Consider the following 18,695-nt stretch of genomic DNA (forward strand, 5'->3'; position numbering starts at 1 on the left):
CAGCCCGAGTCTCGCGTGCAGCGACGAGTCGCGGCGTGGCGCGACCGAGTCGTGTCGGTCAGCCCGAGACTCGGGGCGACTGGCGGCCGTGCGTCACCCCTGCACCTGCGACGGGTCGAGGCACTCGCGTCCGTCCTTCGGCAGCGTCGACACCGCGTCGGAGAGGTCCTGCACCACCTGTGAGGTGGTCAGCTTCGTGTCGATGACGACCTGCACCGCGGGCGTGCGGCCGAACGTGGTGAACACGATCTGCGCGCCCCGGTCGTCGCGGATCCAGTCGACCCCGCCCTGGCTGAAGCACGGCAGGTCGGACACGGTCGGCACCGCGACGCCGCAGTGGTAGATCGCCGCCTCGGGGTCGCCCCACGCGGCAGTCGACTGCGCGTTCGTGTTCCGCATCGCGTACTTCGTGTCGACGGTGCCCGGCAGCCGGACCTGCACGGCGGCGCACGCGGCCGCGTCGGCTGAGGGCGCCGGGGACATCGAGACGGCGTTCGTGCAGCCAGTCAGGCCGGCGGCGAGGGCCACGGCCACGCCCGCGATCGCGGTCCAGCGGAGGGGGCGGCGCACGGTGTCCATCGGGGTCCAGGCTACCGTTCTGGTGTGGACGCACCGAACGAGGCCTGGGCCGGACCGACCGCGGGCGAAGCCGGACCGACCGTCGGCGAGGTCGGTGAGCTGGCCGTCCTGGACCGCATCGTCCGACGGCTCCCGCCCGGGGCACCCGAGGTCGGCCCCGGCGACGACTGCGCCGTGGTGTCGGCGCCGGACCGCCGGTTCGTCGTGACGACGGACATGATGGTGCACGGTCCGGACTTCCGGTGGGCGTGGTCCTCGCCGGCCGACGTCGGGTGGAAGGCCGCGGCGACGAACCTGTCCGACGTCGCAGCGATGGGCGCGGTGCCCACGGCGCTCGTGATCGCCCTCGCGGCGCCCCAGGACACCCCGGTGACGGTCCTCGAGTCCTTCGCGGACGGGGTCCGGCAGGCCGTCGACGCGCTGGCGCCCGCGTGCGGTGTCGTCGGCGGCGACCTCTCGACGTCGGCGACGTTCACGGTGTCCGTCTCGGCGTTCGGCGACCTCGACGGACACGCACCGGTCCTGCGCTCGGGAGCCCGTCCCGGCGACGTCCTCGCCGTGTCCGGCGAGCTCGGCCCCGCGGCGCGCGGGCTCGCCCGGCTCTTCCGTGACGGCGTCGACGCCGACGGCAAGCCGTCCCGAGCGGCGACGCTCGCGAGTGGTGCCGACACCGACCCGGACGTCGCGCGGCAGCGGCGTCCCGTCCCACCGATCGCCGACGGCCCCGCGGCCGCGGCTGCGGGGGCCACGGCGATGCTCGACCTGTCCGACGGCCTCGCGATCGACGCCGGTCGCCTCGCCCGCGCGAGCGGGGTCACGCTGGCGTTCGACGCCGAGGCCGTCCCCGAGGGCCCTGCGCTGCACGGCGGCGAGGACCACGGGCTCCTCGCGACCTTCCCCGCCGGGACGGACCTGCCCGGGGGCTTCCGGCGGATCGGCAGCGTGCTCGACCGCGGCGAGCACGACCTGCGCCGCGCCGGCGTCCCGGTGCCGACCTCCGGCTGGGACCCCTACGCGGACTGGGACGGCGCCGCGGGCTGACACGCCCGCGCCCGCACGGAGGCCCCGGCCCCCGCGTCACGCGGTCGGCGCGACGGCCTCCCACGCCACGGTCTCGCCGTAGCTCCGCTTGCTGAAGGGCTCCAGTCCCGCGGGCCACGTCGGCTCCGGGGAACGCTTGCTCCGCTCGACCACCACGACCGCACCAGGGGTCAGCCGCGGCACGAGCGCCTCGAGCACCTCGGCGATCTCGTGCTCCGTGACGTCGTACGGCGGGTCGATGAACACCAGGTCGAAGGTCCGCACCGTCGCCCGCAGGAACCCGAGCGCCGGCTGCGGGTGCACGTCGACGCGCACCCCGGGGACCCGCTGCTGCACGGCCCGCGCGTTCGCCCGGCACGCCTCGGCCGCCCCGGAGGCCCGGTCCACCAGCACCACCTCGACCGCGCCGCGGGACGCCGCCTCGAGTCCGAGCGCGCCCGTGCCGGCGTACAGGTCGGCCACCGCCGCGTCGTCGACGAGCCCACGCGCCTCCAACGAGGAGAACAGCGCCTCGCGCACCCGGTCGCTCGTCGGTCGCGTCCCGGACTTCGGCACGCGGAGCGTCGTGGAACCGGCGGCACCGGCGATGATCCGTGTCATGCAGCCACCGTAGCGGCCGCCGGGCGTCGCCCCGGGTCCCTCCACAGGCGCGCGTGACCAGTCGCCTGCTCCACAGGCCGGACGGGAGGATCGGGGCACGTCGGCCGTGCCGGGTACCGTGGTCGCGTGGTCACCTCCGCGAGCCCCGCACCGGCGGTGGCGCCCGACCTGGGTCCGGCGCCGCTCGACGCCCGGCTGAGCGGCGTGCTCGGCGGCCGGACGGCGACGGCGATCGAGAAGGCGTTCGGGTACCGCACCGTGGGGGAGTTCCTCGAGCACGCCCCGCGGCGCTACGCCGAGCGCGGAGCCCTGACGGCGCTCGACTCCCTGGCGATCGGCGAGTCCGTGACGATCGTGGCCGAGGTCATCGACGTCCGCGAACGCACGATGCGCGCCCGCCGCGGGTCGATCCTCGAAGCGAAGATCGGCGACGGCAAGGGCCTCCTGACGCTGACGTTCTTCAACCAGGGCTGGCGGACCAAGGACCTCGTCCCCGGTGCCCGCGGGGTGTTCGCCGGCAAGGTGGGCGACTACCGCGGCGCCCGGCAGCTGGCGCACCCCGACTACGAGCTGTTCGACGCGGACGACCCCCGTGCGACCGCGGACCCGGAGAGCGACGAGGCCATCCGCTGGTCCCGCCAGCCCATCCCGATCTACCCGGCGACCGCCTCGCTGACGTCCTGGCAGATCGCGAAGGCCATCGGTGTGGTGCTCGACACCCTGCCCGACGTCGACGACCCGATCCCGGCACCGGTCCGGAACCGACTCGGCCTCGTGCCCTTCCGCCGGGCACTCGAGCTGCTGCACCGTCCGGAGAAGGTCGCGGACTTCAAGCGCGCCCAGGACGCCCTGCGCTACCGCGAGGCGTTCGTGCTGCAGACCGCGCTCGTGCAGCGGCGGATCGCGGCACGGGCGACCGCGGCGACCCCGCGGCGCGCTGCACCGGGCGGCATCCTCGAGCGCTTCGACGCGACGCTGCCGTTCACGCTCACCGACGACCAGCGTGCCGTCGGCGCCGAGATCGACCACGACCTCGCCGGCGACTGGCCGATGCACCGGCTCGTGCAGGGCGAGGTCGGTTCGGGCAAGACCCTCGTGGCGATCCGGGCGATGCTCACGGTCGCCGAGTCCGGCGGGCAGTCGGCGCTCATCGCCCCGACCGAGGTGCTGGCGGCGCAGCACCTGCGCTCCATCGTGAAGTTCCTCGGGCCGGACCTGGCCGCCGAGCTCCGCCCCGTCATCCTGACCGGCTCGCAGTCCACCGACGAACGCCGACGGGCCCTGCTCGCCGCCGCGTCCGGCAGCTCCCGCCTCGTCGTCGGGACGCACGCGCTCCTCGGCGACCGCGTGGACTTCGCCGAGCTCGGACTCGTCGTGGTCGACGAACAGCACCGCTTCGGCGTCGAGCAGCGCGAGGCGCTCCGCACGAAGGGCGCGACCCCGCCGCACGTGCTCGTCCTGACCGCCACGCCGATCCCGCGCACGGTGGCGATGACGGTCTTCGGCGACCTCGACGTCTCCACGATCACGGGCCTGCCGTCCGGCCGGGCCGGTGTCGAGACCTTCGCCGTCGGGCTCGCCGAGCACCCCGGGTGGGAAGCCCGGATCTGGACCCGGATGGCCGAGGAGCTCGCTGCGGGGCGCCAGGCGTTCGTGGTCTGCCCGGCGATCGACGACGCCCACCGCGAGGACGACGGCGACGCCGACCCGGACGGCGACGACGCGCCGAAGCGCGCGCCCGCCACGGTGCTCGCGACCGCCGAGCGGATGCGCGCGATGCCCGTGCTCCAGGGCCGCCGGATCGAGGTCCTGCACGGTCGGATGTCCGCCGACGAGAAGGACCGCGTGATGACCTCGTTCGCGGCCGGCGACGTCGACGTGCTCGTCGCGACCACCGTCATCGAGGTCGGGGTCGACGTCCCGAACGCCTCGATGATGGCCGTGCTCGACGCCGACCGGTTCGGGGTGTCCCAGCTCCACCAGCTCCGCGGGCGCATCGGCCGCGGGCAGTACCCGGGCGTGTGCCTGCTGGTCACCACCGCCGAGGCCGAGACGGTCTCCCGCGAGCGCGTCGACGCGGTGGCGGCCTCGGACGACGGCTTCGAGCTCGCCCGGGTGGACCTCGAACTCCGCCGCGAAGGAGACGTGCTCGGCGAGCGGCAGTCCGGCGGCCGGTCGTCGCTCAACCTACTGCGGGTGGTCGAGCACGCCGACCTCATCGTCGACGCGCGCGAGGAAGCCGAGCGGGTCCTCGAGCCGGACCCGCAGCTGCAGGACCACCCGGCCCTGCGCGAGGCCCTCGCGCGCCGCCTGGACGAGTCGGACGCCGCCTTCCTCGGCAAGAACTGACGGCACGCGGCCGGACGCGGCGGCACGCGGCCGGATGCGACCACACGCGCTCCGAGGCACCCGGACGCCCGGACTCGGTAGCGTTGCGGCCATGGCCCACATCGCCGTCGTCCCCGGCTCCTTCGACCCCGTGACCCTCGGGCACCTCGACGTCATCGGACGGGCCGCCCGGCTCTTCGACGAGGTGCACGTCCTCGTCGTGCACAACCCCGACAAGAAGCCCGCCATGTTCGAGGCCGCTGACCGGGTGCGGCTCATCGAGTCCTCGCTCGCCGAGGTCGGCGTGCCGGGGGACGTCCGGGTCGGCGAGTGGACGTCGGGCCTGCTGGTCGACTACTGCCGGCAGGTCGGTGCCGGGGTCCTCGTGAAGGGCGTCCGCTCGGGCGAGGACGTCGCCTACGAGACGCCGATGGCGATCATGAACCGGCACCTCGCGGACGTCGAGACGGTGTTCCTGCTGCCGGAGGCCTCGCGGGCGCACGTCTCGAGCTCCCTCATCCGCCAGGTCTCCACCCTGGGCGGCGACGTCACGCCGTACGTCCCCGCCGTCGTGGCCGAGGCGCTGGCACAGCGCACAGGCGCGACCGACGACTGACACGCCCTTCCGCCATCTCGACTCTCCGCCCGGTTCGCGCTAGGCTCGACGATCGTGTCTTCCCCCGTGAACAGCCCCTACGCCCTGCGCGTGCGTGACCTCGCGCACCGTCCGGGCGAGATGCGCGAGCACTCGCTCGACGTCGAGGTGCCGGACGCGATGGGTGCGGGCGTCATCGCCGTCCGCACGGGGGCGCAGCTCCACCTGGACGTCCGACTCGAGGGCCTGCACGAGGGTGTCCTCGTCTCCGGTCACGCCTCGGCAGAGGCGACGGGGGAGTGCTCGCGCTGCCTCATCGACATCAGCGAACCCGTCGAGGTCGATTTCGCCGAGTTGTTCGCGTATGATGCCTCGGAGGATTTCGACTTCTTCGTTCGCGACGACCACGTGGACTGCGAACCGGTCGTTCGAGATGCGGTGGTGCTGTCGCTGCCGTTCCAGCCGGTCTGCCGACCGGACTGCCCAGGACTCGACCCGGAGACGGGTGAGCGTCTGGCCGACCTCGACGGGTACACCCCTCGCGAGGTCCTGGACCCGCGCTGGGCCGCACTGAGCGGCTTCCAGGGGGCCGACGACACACCGAACCAGAGCCCCGAGGACGACGGCCGCACGGCCTGACGCTCCTCGCACACCGACCACCGACCTACCGAAAGAGAACCACCATGGCCGTTCCCAAGCGCAAGCAGTCCCGTGCCAACACGCACGCCCGTCGTTCGCAGTGGAAGGCCGCGCCGGTCCAGCTCGTGAAGACGATCGAGAACGGTCAGGTCACCTACAGCCTTCCGCACCGCGCGAAGGTCGTCGAGGACTCGGCCGGCACGCCCCTGTACATGGAGTACAAGGGCCGCAAGGTCGCCGACGTCTGATCGGACACCACGCATGACCGCGACGTCCGGCACCACGGGGTCCCGCCCCGTGGGGCCGGACGTCGTTCGTCTGCAGGGCATCCTCGGCGTCGACCTCGACCCCGAGCTGCTCCAGCTCGCCCTGACCCACCGCTCGTACGCCTACGAGCACGGCGGAGTCGGGCACAACGAACGCCTCGAGTTCCTCGGGGACTCCATCCTCGGCCAGGCCGTGACCGTGAAGCTCTTCCGGTCCTTCCCCGACCTCGACGAGGGCGAGCTCGCCAAGCGGCGTGCGAGCCTCGTCTCGACGGTCGCCCTCGCCGAGATCGCCCGCATCATCGGGCTCGGCGCCTTCCTGCGCCTCGGCAAGGGCGAGGAGCAGACCGGCGGCCGTGACAAGGCGTCGATCCTGGCGGACACCGTCGAGGCCGTGATCGGCGCGACGTACCTGTCCGCGGGCCCCGACGACGCGACCGACCTCGTGCTCCGCCTGGTCGAACCGCTGCTCGTCGACCCGGACCGCTTCGGCGCCGCGATGGACCCGAAGACGAGCCTGCAGGAGCTCGCCGCCAGCCTGGCCCTCGGCAACCCGTCGTACCGGGTGACCGAGGAGGGCCCCGACCACGACAAGACGTTCCACGCGACCGTCGTGCTGCAGGGCGAGGACGTCTCCACGGGCTCCGGCTCGAGCAAGAAGACCGCCGAGATGGCCGCCGCGCTCGACGCGTGGACGCGGCTGTCCGGCCGGGCGGCCTGACCGCGTGCCCGAACTCCCCGAGGTCGAGGTCGTCCGCGCCGGCCTCGAACCCGCCGTCAGCGGCGCCCGGGTCCTGCACGTGGACGTCCTCGACGACCGGGCGCTCACCCGGCACGACGGCCCCGCCGAGGACTTCGCGGAGCGCCTGACCGGGCGGACCATCGCCGCGGCCGTCCGTCGCGGCAAGTTCATGTGGTTCCCGCTGGCGCCCGCGCCGGACGGCGACACGCACCCCGAGGCGCTCGTCACCCACCTCGGCATGTCCGGCCAGGTGCTCCTCGGCCGCGACCGCCCGGCGGCGAAGCACCGCCGCATCCTCATCGACGTGCAACCCGTCGGCACCGACCGCGACGGCGCCCCCGAGGCCCCGGTCCAGCTCGAGTTCGTCGACCAGCGGACCTTCGGGTCGATGGCGATCGACGCGATGGTCCCCACCGTGGACGGCGCGCCGGCCGGGTCCGCCGGGGCCGTCGACACCCGGGACCCCGACGCACCGTGGCGCCGCTCGGTCCCGTACCAGGTGTCGCACATCGCGCGGGACCCGCTCGACCCCGCGTTCGACGACGACCGGTTCGTCGCCACGGCACGGAAGCGCTCGAGCGGCATCAAGCGGGTGCTCCTCGACCAGGGCGTCGTGAGCGGCATCGGGAACATCTACGCCGACGAGTCGCTGTGGGCTGCCCGCCTGCACTTCGACCGTCCGGCGGACCGGCTGCCCCGGGCCGACCTGCACCGGCTCCTCGCCGAGGTCCGGAGCGTCCTGGGCCGCGCGCTCGAGGACGGCGGGACGAGCTTCGACGCGCAGTACGTCAACGTGAACGGGCAGTCCGGGTACTTCTCGCAGCGCCTGGCGGTCTACGGGCAGCAGGGGAAGCCGTGTCCCCGGTGCGGCACGACGATCGTGCGCGAGGCGTTCATGAACCGGTCGAGCCACCGTTGCCCCGTGTGCCAGCCCGCGCCGCGCCCGCGCAGGCGTTAGCCTGACGCCCACCAGGACCACCGCCAGCGGCGGCAGCACCGCCGCCCCCAGCAGCGCAGCAGACCGCCCGGAGACCGCATGTACTTGAAGAGCCTGACCATCAAGGGGTTCAAGTCCTTCGCGCAGCCGACGACGTTCGCGTTCGAGCCCGGGGTGACCTGCATCGTCGGACCGAACGGATCGGGCAAGTCGAACGTCGTCGACGCCCTCGCGTGGGTGATGGGGGAGCAGGGCGCGAAGACCCTGCGCGGCGGCAAGATGGAGGACGTCATCTTCGCCGGGACCTCCACCCGCGGCCCGCTCGGCCGGGCGCAGGTGCTCCTGACGATCGACAACACCGACGGTCTGCTGCCGATCGACTACTCCGAGGTGACGATCTCGCGCACGCTCTTCCGGAACGGCGGCAGCGAGTACGCGATCAACGGCGAGAACTGCCGCCTGCTCGACGTCCAGGAGCTCCTGAGCGACACCGGACTCGGCCGCGAGATGCACGTCATCGTCGGGCAGGGCCAGCTCGACAAGGTCCTGCACGCCACCCCGGAGGACCGCCGCGGCTTCATCGAGGAGGCCGCCGGCATCCTCAAGCACCGCCGCCGCAAGGAGAAGACCCTCCGCAAGCTCGACGCGATGCAGACGAACCTGACGCGCTTGTCCGACCTCGCGGGCGAGATCCGTCGGCAGCTGAAGCCCCTCGGGCGCCAGGCCGAGGTCGCCCGGCGCGCGCAGTCCGTCGCCGCCGTGGCCCGGGACGCCAAGGCCCGCATCCTCGCCGACGACGTGGTCCGGCTCCGCCGCGAGCTGCACGACCACCAGGAGGTCGAGGCCGGCCGGAAGTCCGAGCGCATCGTGCTGCAGGAGCGCCTGGAGCAGACCAGGGCCCGGCAGCAGCAGGTCGAGCAGAGCATGGTCGGCGACGACGTCGACCGCGCCCGGACGGTCGTGCACCGGCTGGAGAGCGTCCAGGAGCGGCTGCGCGGCCTGTCCAGCCTGGCGAACCAGCGGCTGATGTTCCTCGCGCAGCAGGCCGATGCGCCGCAGCAGGGCCCGACGATCACCCCGGAGCGGGTGCAGGGCGTCCGCGACGAGGCCGAGCGGCTCGAGGCCCGCGCCGCCGCGATGACCGCGGGCACCGCCGACACCGCCCGTGCCGTCGCCGAGGCCCGCGCCCGGCTCGACGCCCTCGACGAGCAGATCGCCGCGCAGGCCGCCCTCGTCGCGCAGCACGACCTCGAGGCCCAGCGGCTCGCCGGTGCCGTCGAGGTCGCGCGGTCGCGTCGCGGATCGGCCGTCGCCGACCGGGAGCGACGGGCGCGCGCCCTCGCCGAGGCCGAGGACCGTGCGGAGCGCGCGGCCGCGGCGCTGGCCGAGGTCGGCGTCGACCCCGCCGAGGGCGTCGACGAGTCCGCGCTGACGACCGCGCACGAGACCGCCCGGCACGACCTCGAGGCGGCCCAGACCGAGCGGGACGCGCAGCGCGACCGGCTGCACGCCCTGGAGCGCGAACGGGACGCCCTCGACGCGCGCGTCGCCGCGCTCGGCATGTCCATCGACGTGCGCGACGGCTCCCAGGCGGTCATCGACGCGGCACGGGACGGCGTGCTCGGTCGCCTGGCCGACGCGCTCACCGTCACCGCCGGCTTCGAGGCGCCGGTCGCAGCCGCCCTCGACGGGCTCGCCGACGCCGTGCTCACCGCGGACCGCGCCGCCGCGCTCGACACCGTCGCGCACGCCCGCGCAGCGGACCTCGGGCGCGTCGACGTGGTGGTCGCCGACGCCGTCGACGACGGCCCCGGGCTGCCGACGACGCTGCCGGCCGGCGTCCGACCCGCCCTGGACGTCGTCCAGGGCCCGCCCGCCCTGACCGCGCTCCTCCGGACCACGCTGGTCGCGGTGGACGACACCGTCGACCTGGAGGCGGTGCTCGCCGCCGCCCCGCACGCCACGGTCGTCACGGGGTCGGGTGACCTCGTCCGTGCGGTCCGCGTCACCGGCGGCGGGAAGCGCGCGGTCTCCCGCATCGAGCTCGTCGCGGAACGCGACGCCGCCCGGGCCCGCCGCGACGCGGTCGCGACGGACGCCGAGGGCGCGGCCACGAGCCTCCAGGCCGCGCGGACCGCCGTCGAGGACGCGCGCCGCCGGACCGACGAGGCCGACCGCGCACTCCGCGCGCACACCGCGGCGAAGGCCGAGTACGACCGGTCGAGTGCGTCGACGCGCGCGAAGGCCGAGAACGCCGCAGCCGAGGTCGAGCGGCTGCGTGCCGCCCTCGCCGAGACCGACGGTGCCGGCGAGGCGGCCGAGGCCGCGCTCGCGGCCGCCGAACAGGACCAGCACGCGTTCGCCGAGCGGCCCCGGCCGGTCGTCGACGCGTCCGGGCGGCCCGCGCTGCAGGAGGCCGTCGAGGCGGCCAGGGCCGCCGAGATCGAGCACCGCATCCAGGTCGAGACGGTGCGCGAACGCGCGCGATCCGAGCGGAACCGGGCCGCGGGGCTCCAGCGGCAGCTCGAGGCGGAGCGCGCGGCCGCCGAGGAAGCAGCCCGACTCGCCGTCGTGCGGCGGGGGCAGATCGCGGTGGCCGAGAGCGTGCTCGCGGACCTGCCGGGGCTGCTCGGCGCCGTGGACCGCTCGCTCGCCGAGGCCCGCGTGCGGCTGGCCACCGAAGAGGCCGAGCGGACGAAGCGCAACACCGAGCTCCAGGTCATCCGGAACGAGGAGCGCGAGCTCCGGGACCGTCTGCAGACCATCACCGACGGCGTGCACTCCCTCGAGATGGAGATCTACGAGAAGAAGCTGCACGTGTCGGGGCTGCTCGACCGGGCGCAGAGCGAGCTCGGGCTGCCCGAGGCGGTGCTCGTCACGGAGTACGGGCCGCACGTGCCGGTGCCGGTGGACGTCCTGGTCGACCCGCGGGTCCTGGCGCGGCGGCACCGCGAGTCGGAGCGGGCGCGCGCGGCGGCGGAGCGGGACACCGACACCGACCCCGACGCCGCGGGCGTCGACGCGGTCGAGGCAGGGGCCGAGGACCTGGATGCCGACGACGTGGTCGAGCTCGTCGACGCCGGGTCCACGCTGCCCGGCGGTGCGGCCCTGCCCGAGTTCGACGCCACCGACGAGGTCGACCCCGCCTCGGTCGAGACCGTGCCCTACGTCCGCGCCGAGCAAGAGGCCCGACTCGCAGCGGCCGAGCGCGACCTCGGGCGGCTCGGCAAGGTGAACCCGCTCGCCCTCGAGGAGTTCCAGGCGCTCGAGCAGCGGCACGCGTTCCTCGCGGAGCAGCTCGAGGACCTGCAGAAGACCCGGACGGACCTCCTCACGATCATCGAGGAGCTCGACACGAAGATGCAGACCATCTTCGAGGCCGCGTTCCACGACACCCGCGAGGCGTTCGACGTGATCTTCCCGATCCTGTTCCCGGGCGGCTCCGGGTCGATCACGCTGACGAACCCGGACGACCTGCTCGCCACCGGCATCGACGTGCAGGTGAAGCCCGCCGGCAAGAAGATCGACCGCCTGACGCTGCTGTCCGGCGGGGAGCGGTCCCTCGCGGCCGTGGCGCTCCTCGTGGCGATCTTCACCGCGCGGCCGTCGCCGTTCTACATCATGGACGAGGTCGAGGCGGCGCTCGACGACGCGAACCTCGGGCGTCTGCTCACGGTGTTCGAGCGGCTCCGTGAGTCCTCGCAGCTCATCGTCATCACGCACCAGAAGCGCACGATGGAGATCGCGGACGCGCTGTACGGGGTGTCGATGCGGCAGGACGGGGTGTCGGCCGTGGTCGGGCAGCGCGTGCAGCGGCGCGAGCCGGAGCCCGCGGACGCGGTCGCGTAGCGCGGGCACGAGCTCACGCGCTGAGCGACAGTCCACGCGCTCGGCGCGCCGTGAAGTGTCGCTGGGCGCGTGAAGTCGCCCGGTCGCGACCCACGGACGGACAGGAGGCACGGTGCCAGCTGGCACCGTGCCTCCTGTCCGGAACCGTCCCGCGACTACTTCGCGTCGGCCTCGACCGCGGTATTCGGCTGACCCGTCGGGGTGAGGCCGCGCTCCTGGCGCTTCTTCGAGACGACCAGCGAGGCGACCGTCGCGACGGCGATCGTCAGCGCGATGAAGCTCAACGAGAACCAGATCGGGATCTCCGGCGCCCAGAGGATCGGCTGCCCACCGTTGATGAACGGCACCTCGTTGACGTGCATCGCGTGGAAGACGAGCTTCACGCCGATGAACGCGAGGATGACGGCGAGACCCTGACCGAGGTAGATGAGCCGCTCGAGCAGCCCCGCGATGAGGAAGTAGAGCTGGCGGAGACCGAGGAGCGAGAACGCGTTCGCGGTGAACACGATGAACGCGTCCTGCGTCAGACCGAAGATCGCCGGGATCGAGTCGAGGGCGAACAGCACGTCGGTCAGACCGATGGCGACCATGACGAGCAGCATCGGGGTGAACAGCCGCTTGCCGTCGACCCGGGTGGTCAGCTTGTCGCCGTCGTAGTCCTTCGACGTCGGGATGATGCGGCGGAGGATCCGGATGAGGCGGGAGTCGCCCTCGGACGCGTCGTGCTCACCACTGCTGCGGGCCTGCGACCACGCGAGCCAGAACAGCAGCGCGCCGAACAGGTAGAACACCCACGAGAAGTTCTCGATGATCGTGACGCCCAGGGCGATGAACACACCGCGCGCGACGAGGGCGATCGCGACACCGACCAGCAGGACCTTCTGCTGGAACTCCTTCGGCACCGCGAAGCTCGTCATGATGATGAGGAAGACGAACAGGTTGTCGACCGACAGCGCCTTCTCGGTCAACCACCCGGCGAAGTACTCGCCGCCGGCCTGTCCGCCGCCGAAGACGAGGATGCCGACACCGAACAGGATCGCGAGCCCGACGTAGAACGCCGACCAGAACGCGGATTCCTTGATGTGCGGCACGTGCGGCGTGCGCACGTGCGAGTAGAAGTCGAACACCAGCAGCGCGAGGATGCCCGCGATGGTGATGAGCCAGACGTAGAGAGGAACGTCCATGGATGTCCTTCAGGTTCGGGGCGTCCCGCCGTGCGGGTACGCCGATGCCTGAAGGTCTCCTCCACCGTGTCGACCGTGTCGTCACGACCGGCGTCCCGGGCCTGGATCGTCCCAGACCGTACTGACGGGTGCGCCGCGAGGGAGTACTCCCCTTCAGGACCTGAGCCTATCCGGCACAGCCCGCACTCGACGCGCTCTAAGCTGGGAACATGGCGAGTTCCTGGTCCCTGTCCTCCCGTCTCCGCGGCCTGTTCCAGCGGAAGACCATCGACGAGACCACGTGGGACGACCTCGAGACCGCGTTGATCGGTGCGGATTTCGGCCCCGACATCGCGGACGAGGTCATCGAGGACCTGCACGCGCGCGTCGACCGGTACGGCACGACCGACCCGGCGGACCTGCAGCGCATGCTCCGCGAGGTGCTCGAGGAGCGCCTGTCGAAGCTCGACACCACGCTCAAGCTCAGCGCCCGTCCAGCCGTCGTGCTGGTCGTCGGCGTGAACGGCGTCGGCAAGACGACCACCATCGGCAAGTTCGCGAAGTTCCTCAAGACGTACGACCGCACCGTGCTCGTCGGCGCGGCGGACACGTTCCGCGCGGCCGCCGTCGAGCAGGTCGCCACGTGGGCCCAGCGCGCCGGCGTGGACGTCGTGCGCCCGGCGCAGCCCGGTCAGGACCCGGCTTCGGTCGCGTACCAGACGGTCGAGAAGGCCATCCACGACGGCACCGAGATCGTCGTCATCGACACCGCCGGCCGACTGCACACCAAGGCCGGGCTGATGGACGAGCTCTCGAAGATCAAGCGCGTGGTCGAGAAGCAGACCGAGATCGCCGAGGTGCTGCTCGTCCTCGACGCCACGACCGGGCAGAACGGCCTGACCCAGGCGCAGGCGTTCATCGAGGGCGCCGGGGTCACCGGGCTCGTCATCACGAAGCTCGACGGCTCCGCGAAGGCCGGGTTCGTGCTCAGCGTGCAGGAGAAGACCGGGATCCCGATCAAGCTCATCGGTCAGGGCGAGGGGATCAACGACCTGACCGGCTTCACCCCCCACGTCTTCGTGCAGAACCTGGTGGGCTAGATCCGGGTACCGTCTCCGCCGTACTGCCCGCCAGAACTAGGAGACACCCCATGCCCGCTCTGCTGATCATCGCGATCATCGTCGGCCTCGTCCTGCTCTTCAGCGGCATCTTCGTCGGTGCCCTGAAGTTCCTGCTGTGGGTCGGCATCGTCATCGTCCTGCTGGCCGTCATCGGTTGGCTGCTGCGGAGCATCCGCGGCCGCGCGTAGCGACGACCGGTCGCGTCGGCGGACGTCAGACGGCCTGGCGCCCTGGCGTCGCGTCGAGCAGGTGGGACAGGTGCGGCGGCACCGAGCCGCCACGCGCCACCGTCGCACGGGCCCACAGCCGCCCGGCGCGGTAGGACGACCGCACGAGGGGGCCCGCGAGGACGCCGGCGAACCCGATCCGCTCGGCGACCTCGCGGAGATCGACGAACTCCTCCGGCTTGACCCACCGCGCGACCGGCAGGTGCCGGGGCGACGGTCGGAGGTACTGGGTGAGGGTGATGATGTCGGTCCCCGCGTCGTGGAGCTGCTGCAGGGCGTCCTCGACCTCGGCGCGCTCCTCGCCCATCCCGAGGATCAGGTTCGACTTCGTCACGAGTCCCGCGTCGCGACCCTGCGTGATGACGTCGAGTGACCGGTCGAAGCGGAACGCCGGCCGGATGCGCTTGAAGATCCGCGGCACGGTCTCGACGTTGTGCGCGAAGACCTCGGGGCGGGCGTCGAACACCTGACCGAGCTCGTCGGGGCGTCCGTTGAAGTCGGGGACGAGGATCTCGACGCCGGTACCGGGGGAGTGCTCGTGGATCGCGCGGATGGTCTCGGCGTAGAGCCACGCGCCGCCGTCGTCGAGGTCGTCGCGGGCGACACCCGTCACCGTGGCGTACTTCAGGCCCATCTCGGCGACCGAGTCCGCGACCCGTCGGGGCTCGTCGCGGTCGAGGGGTTCCGGCCGACCGGTGTCGATCTGGCAGAAGTCGCAGCGCCGCGTGCACTGCGAGCCGCCGATCAGGAAGGTGGCCTCGCGGTCCTCCCAGCACTCGAAGATGTTCGGGCAGCCGGCCTCCTGGCAGACGGTGTGCAGCTGCTTGTCGCGGACCAGGCCGGACAGCTCGCGGAACTCGGGGCCCTGCACCGCCCGCGTCTTGATCCAGGCGGGCTTGACCTCGATGGGCGTCTCGGCGTTGCGGGCCTCGACGCGGAGCATCCGGCGGCCTTCGGGGGCGAGGGTCATGCGGCGACCTCCTGTCGCGTGCTGGTGGGACCGGCGTGACCGGCCGTGCTGATGCGGGCGCCGGCGTGCATGCCCGCGACGGCCTGTTCGATGCGGTGCCCGACCGCGGCGGCGACCTCGTCGACGGTGACGTGCCGTCCGGTCGCTCGGCTCAGGGTCGTGACCCCGGCGTCGGCGATGCCGCACGGGACGATCGCGGCGTACGGGGTCAGGTCGTTGTCACAGTTCACCGCGATGCCGTGGCTCGAGACGCCCTCGGCGACGTGCAGGCCGATCGCGCCGACCTTGTCGAGGGTGCGGCCGTGCCGGTCGTCGCCGGCGCCGTCGGACCCGGCGCCGGGTCCGTCCTCGCCCGGTCGTGGCAGCCACACGCCGCTGCGCCCGGGGACCCGTTGCGCGCTGAGCCCGACGGACGCCGCGGTGTCGAGCACCACCTGCTCGAGGTCCCGCACCCACGCGACGACGTCGAGCGGTGCGGGCAGTCGGACGATCGGGTAGGCCACGAGCTGCCCGGGACCGTGCCACGTGATGCGCCCGCCCCGGTCGACCTCGACCACTGGGGAGCCGTCCGTCGGCAGGTCGGACGGCTCGGTCCGGCGACCGGCGGTGTACACCGACGGGTGCTCGCACAGCACGACGACCCCGGGCGAACGGCCCGCGACGACGTCGGCGTGGTACGCGCGCTGCAGGGCGACGCCTTCCTCGTAGTCGAGGAGTCCGGGCCACCGGATGATCTCGAGTTCCTCCACGGGGAGCACGCTACGGCAGTTCCTGGACTGCGTCCAACAACCCGTGCGGGAGTGCAGTGGACGGACATCGTCCGCGGTCCGGGGGCCCGGCGGTGCGGCCTGTAGAATCGACGGATCATGGCGCAATTCGGCTCACTCTCCGATCGGCTGACCGAGACCTTCCGCAACCTGCGGACCAAGGGTCGTCTGTCCCCGTCCGACGTCGACGGCACCGTCCGCGAGATCCGCCGGGCCCTGCTCGACGCGGACGTCGCGCTCGAGGTCGTCAAGTCCTTCACCGCATCCATCCGCGAGCGCGCGCTCTCGGACGAGGTCAACAAGGCCCTCAACCCGGCGCAGCAGGTCGTCCAGATCGTCAACGAGGAGCTCGTCGGCATCCTCGGCGGACAGCAGCGTCGGCTCGAGTTCGCCAAGCGGCCGCCGACGGTCATCATGCTCGCGGGCCTGCAGGGCGCCGGCAAGACGACCCTCGCGGGCAAGCTCGGCAAGTGGCTCAAGAAGGACGGCCACACGCCGATGCTCGTCGCGGCGGACCTGCAGCGTCCGAACGCCGTGCAGCAGCTGCAGGTCGTCGGCGAGCAGGCCGGCGTGCACGTCTTCGCCCCGGAGCCCGGCAACGGTGTCGGCGACCCGGTGAAGGTCGCGAAGAACGCGATCAAGGCCGCCGTCGACCAGCAGTACGACACCGTCATCGTGGACACCGCCGGTCGTCTCGGCGTCGACGCGGAGCTCATGAAGCAGGCCGCGAACATCCGCAAGGCGGTCGACCCGGACGAGGTCCTGTTCGTCATCGACGCGATGATCGGACAGGACGCCGTGAACACCGCGCGCGCCTTCCAGGAGGGCGTCGACTTCACCGGTGTCGTCCTGTCGAAGCTCGACGGCGACGCCCGCGGTGGTGCGGCCCTGTCGGTCGCCAGCGTCACCGGCCGCCCGATCATGTTCGCGTCGACCGGCGAGTCGCTCGACGACTTCGAGCCGTTCCACCCGGACCGCATGGCGAGCCGCATCCTCGACCTCGGCGACATCCTGTCCCTCATCGAGCAGGCGCAGCAGGCGTTCGACGAGGACGAGGCGCGCAAGGTCGCCGAGAAGATCGCGAGCGACTCGTTCACGCTCGACGACTTCCTCGGGCAGATGCAGCAGCTCCGCAAGGCCGGCTCGATCAAGGGCATGCTCGGGATGCTCCCGGGTGCCAAGGGCATGCGCGAGGCGCTCGACAACTTCGACGAGCGCGAGATCGTCCGGACCGAGGCGATCATCCAGTCGATGACGAAGCAGGAGCGCCAGCTCCCGAAGCTCCTCAACGGCTCGCGGCGGCTCCGCATCGCCAAGGGCTCCGGCACGACCGTCACCGAGGTCAACGCCCTCGTGAACCGCTTCGAGCAGGCGGCGAAGATGATGAAGACCGTCGCGCGCGGCGGTGTGCCGCAGATGCCGGGCATGGGTCCGATCCCGGGCATGCACGGCGGCAAGAAGAAGCAGCAGCAGGGCGGCGCCAAGAAGAAGAAGGTCGGCAACCCCGCCAAGCGCGCGGCGCTGGCGTCGGGTGCCGCGGCGCAGCCGCAGCAGCAGACGCCGAGCGGCTCGGGCTTCGGGTTCGGCGGGTCGAAGAACCCCAAGGCTCCCACCGAGGAAGAGATGGCGAGCCTGCAGAAGTTCCTGGGTCGCTAGTCGCGACCGGATGACGGACAGGAGGCCCGTGGCGATCCCGCCACGGGCCTCCTGTCCGTTCGCGGGTTGCGTCTAGAGCGAGTCGCGCAGCTCGGTGACCAGGTGGCGGACGACGGCGCGGAGGTCGCCGCCGTGCTCCTGCGCGATCCGGAGCTGGCGCTGGTACGAGGCGCCGTCCGCGATCATCGTGTCGAGGTGGTGCAGCTCCTGCTGGCAGCCGAGCCGCTCCGCGATCGGGTCGAGCCGCTCGACCAGGTCGTGCACCTCATCGGTGACCAGGCGCTCGTCGCCGGCCGCGTTCGTGATGATCTCGGCCTCCATGCCGTAGCGGGCCGCGCGCCACTTGTTCTCGCGGATGAACCAGGGCTGCATCGACGGCAGCGTCTCGCCGCGGTCGAGCCGGTCGGACAGTGCGGTGACCAGGCACTGCACGAACGCGGTGACCGCGCCGACCTCGTGCAGGGTGGAGACGCCGTCGGACACGCGGTTCTCGAGCGTGCCCCAGCCCGGCGAGGGCCGGATGTCCCAGCGGAGGTCCTTGAACCCGTCGATCACGCCGGTCTTCGTCAGGTCGTCGACGACGGTCTCGAAGCCGGACCACGCGCCGATCGAGGGTGGGAGGCCGCCGGTCGGGAGCTGCTGGAACATGAGCGCGCGGTTCGACGCGTAGCCCGTGTCGGTGCCGGCCCAGAACGGGCTCGACGCGGTGAACGCCTGCAGGTGCGGGACGTACGCGAGCATCGCGTTCATGATCGGCACGGCCTTGTCGCGGTCGTCGATGCCGACGTGCACGTGGACACCCCAGATGAGCATCTGCCGGCCCCACCAGCGCGTCCGCTCGATGAGCGTCGTGTAGTGCTCGCTGTCGGCGGTGATCTCCTGCTGGTCCCACACCGCGAAGGGGTGCGTGCCGGAGCACATCACCTGGGCGTCGAGGGGTTCGGCCGCGTCGATGACCTCGCCGATGATCCCGGAGAGCTCGGACGTGGCACCGCCGACGGTCTCGTGGACACCCGTGACGACCTCGACCGTGTTCGTGAGGAGCTCCTCGGTCACCCGGTCGTGGTCCCCGAGGCGCTCCTGCACGGCGGCGATGACGGCGGGGGCGCGGGGCGCGAGGTCGCCGGTGTCCCGGTCGACCAGCGGGAGTTCCCACTCGACGCCGATGGTCGACGGGCGGGACTCGGTGAAGCGGATGTCCATGCGGCCATCCTG

17 protein-coding genes are annotated in these 18,695 nt (G+C 72.5%); 11 read left to right on the forward strand and 6 right to left on the reverse strand.

The genetic code is table 11. The features are described from left to right. Window positions 1–93: 93 nt before the first annotated feature. A complete protein-coding gene (locus HUN59_RS08295) occupies window positions 94–579 on the reverse strand; it encodes a DUF3515 family protein (RefSeq protein WP_174778081.1) in 486 nt (161 codons plus the stop codon). Window positions 580–603: 24 nt separating this feature from the next. Between HUN59_RS08295 and thiL the strand changes: the two genes are divergently transcribed. Further along, complete coding sequence (gene thiL, locus HUN59_RS08300) at window positions 604–1,620, forward strand: thiamine-phosphate kinase (RefSeq protein ID WP_174778082.1); 1,017 nt, start codon at window positions 604–606, stop codon at window positions 1,618–1,620. 36 nt (window positions 1,621–1,656) lie between these two features. Here the strand turns inward: thiL and HUN59_RS08305 are convergent, their stop codons facing one another. Beyond that, on the reverse strand, window positions 1,657–2,220 hold the full coding sequence (locus tag HUN59_RS08305; RefSeq protein WP_058742055.1) for an RsmD family RNA methyltransferase: 564 nt from the start codon (window positions 2,218–2,220) through the stop codon (window positions 1,657–1,659). Window positions 2,221–2,388: 168 nt separating this feature from the next. Between HUN59_RS08305 and HUN59_RS08310 the strand changes: the two genes are divergently transcribed. The 7 genes from HUN59_RS08310 to HUN59_RS08340 all read left to right on the forward strand — a co-directional run bounded on the left by HUN59_RS08310 (window position 2,389) and on the right by HUN59_RS08340 (window position 11,576). Continuing rightward, window positions 2,389–4,569, forward strand: a complete 2,181-nt coding sequence (locus HUN59_RS08310) for an ATP-dependent DNA helicase RecG (protein WP_441307037.1) — start codon at window positions 2,389–2,391, stop codon at window positions 4,567–4,569. Between the two features lie 91 nt (window positions 4,570–4,660). Continuing rightward, window positions 4,661–5,164, forward strand: coding sequence for a pantetheine-phosphate adenylyltransferase (gene coaD, locus HUN59_RS08315; RefSeq protein ID WP_058742017.1), 504 nt, complete (start codon window positions 4,661–4,663; stop codon window positions 5,162–5,164). A gap of 66 nt (window positions 5,165–5,230) precedes the next feature. Beyond that, window positions 5,231–5,782: a YceD family protein gene (locus HUN59_RS08320; RefSeq protein ID WP_058742018.1), complete on the forward strand. Its 552-nt coding sequence runs from the start codon at window positions 5,231–5,233 to the stop codon at window positions 5,780–5,782. A gap of 44 nt (window positions 5,783–5,826) precedes the next feature. After that, on the forward strand, window positions 5,827–6,030 hold the full coding sequence (gene rpmF / locus HUN59_RS08325) for a 50S ribosomal protein L32 (protein WP_056126067.1): 204 nt from the start codon (window positions 5,827–5,829) through the stop codon (window positions 6,028–6,030). Window positions 6,031–6,043: 13 nt separating this feature from the next. Then, a complete protein-coding gene (gene rnc, locus HUN59_RS08330; protein ID WP_083519962.1) occupies window positions 6,044–6,769 on the forward strand; it encodes a ribonuclease III in 726 nt (241 codons plus the stop codon). Window positions 6,770–6,773: 4 nt separating this feature from the next. After that, window positions 6,774–7,748 (forward strand): bifunctional DNA-formamidopyrimidine glycosylase/DNA-(apurinic or apyrimidinic site) lyase, encoded by a 975-nt coding sequence (gene mutM / locus HUN59_RS08335; protein WP_174778084.1) that lies wholly within the window; start codon window positions 6,774–6,776, stop codon window positions 7,746–7,748. Window positions 7,749–7,826: 78 nt separating this feature from the next. After that, window positions 7,827–11,576, forward strand: a complete 3,750-nt coding sequence (locus HUN59_RS08340; protein WP_174778085.1) for a chromosome segregation SMC family protein — start codon at window positions 7,827–7,829, stop codon at window positions 11,574–11,576. Between the two features lie 155 nt (window positions 11,577–11,731). Here the strand turns inward: HUN59_RS08340 and HUN59_RS08345 are convergent, their stop codons facing one another. Then, window positions 11,732–12,760: a TerC family protein gene (locus tag HUN59_RS08345; RefSeq protein ID WP_174778086.1), complete on the reverse strand. Its 1,029-nt coding sequence runs from the start codon at window positions 12,758–12,760 to the stop codon at window positions 11,732–11,734. A 209-nt stretch (window positions 12,761–12,969) separates the two neighbouring features. Between HUN59_RS08345 and ftsY the strand changes: the two genes are divergently transcribed. Both ftsY and HUN59_RS08355 read left to right on the forward strand, forming a co-directional pair. After that, a complete protein-coding gene (ftsY, locus tag HUN59_RS08350; protein WP_174778087.1) occupies window positions 12,970–13,839 on the forward strand; it encodes a signal recognition particle-docking protein FtsY in 870 nt (289 codons plus the stop codon). A 50-nt stretch (window positions 13,840–13,889) separates the two neighbouring features. Continuing rightward, a complete protein-coding gene (locus tag HUN59_RS08355) occupies window positions 13,890–14,048 on the forward strand; it encodes a DUF4175 domain-containing protein (RefSeq protein ID WP_141862001.1) in 159 nt (52 codons plus the stop codon). A gap of 25 nt (window positions 14,049–14,073) precedes the next feature. Here HUN59_RS08355 and lipA read toward each other — a convergent pair whose 3' ends face one another. Then, the gene (lipA, locus tag HUN59_RS08360) at window positions 14,074–15,057 is read right to left on the reverse strand and encodes a lipoyl synthase (protein WP_174778088.1); all 984 of its coding nucleotides are present in this window, start codon (window positions 15,055–15,057) and stop codon (window positions 14,074–14,076) included. Continuing rightward, window positions 15,054–15,806, reverse strand: a complete 753-nt coding sequence (lipB, locus tag HUN59_RS08365) for a lipoyl(octanoyl) transferase LipB (RefSeq protein ID WP_174778089.1) — start codon at window positions 15,804–15,806, stop codon at window positions 15,054–15,056. Before lipB ends, lipA begins: the two co-directional genes overlap by 4 nt. 117 nt (window positions 15,807–15,923) lie before the next feature. Here lipB and ffh point away from each other — a divergent pair, with 117 nt between their 5' ends. Then, complete coding sequence (gene ffh, locus HUN59_RS08370; protein ID WP_058742024.1) at window positions 15,924–17,480, forward strand: signal recognition particle protein; 1,557 nt, start codon at window positions 15,924–15,926, stop codon at window positions 17,478–17,480. A gap of 72 nt (window positions 17,481–17,552) precedes the next feature. Here the strand turns inward: ffh and HUN59_RS08375 are convergent, their stop codons facing one another. Continuing rightward, window positions 17,553–18,683 (reverse strand): glutamate--cysteine ligase, encoded by a 1,131-nt coding sequence (locus HUN59_RS08375; RefSeq protein ID WP_174778090.1) that lies wholly within the window; start codon window positions 18,681–18,683, stop codon window positions 17,553–17,555. Between the last annotated feature and the right edge of the window lie 12 nt (window positions 18,684–18,695).

The sequence above is a fragment of the Curtobacterium sp. Csp2 genome, assembly GCF_013347165.1.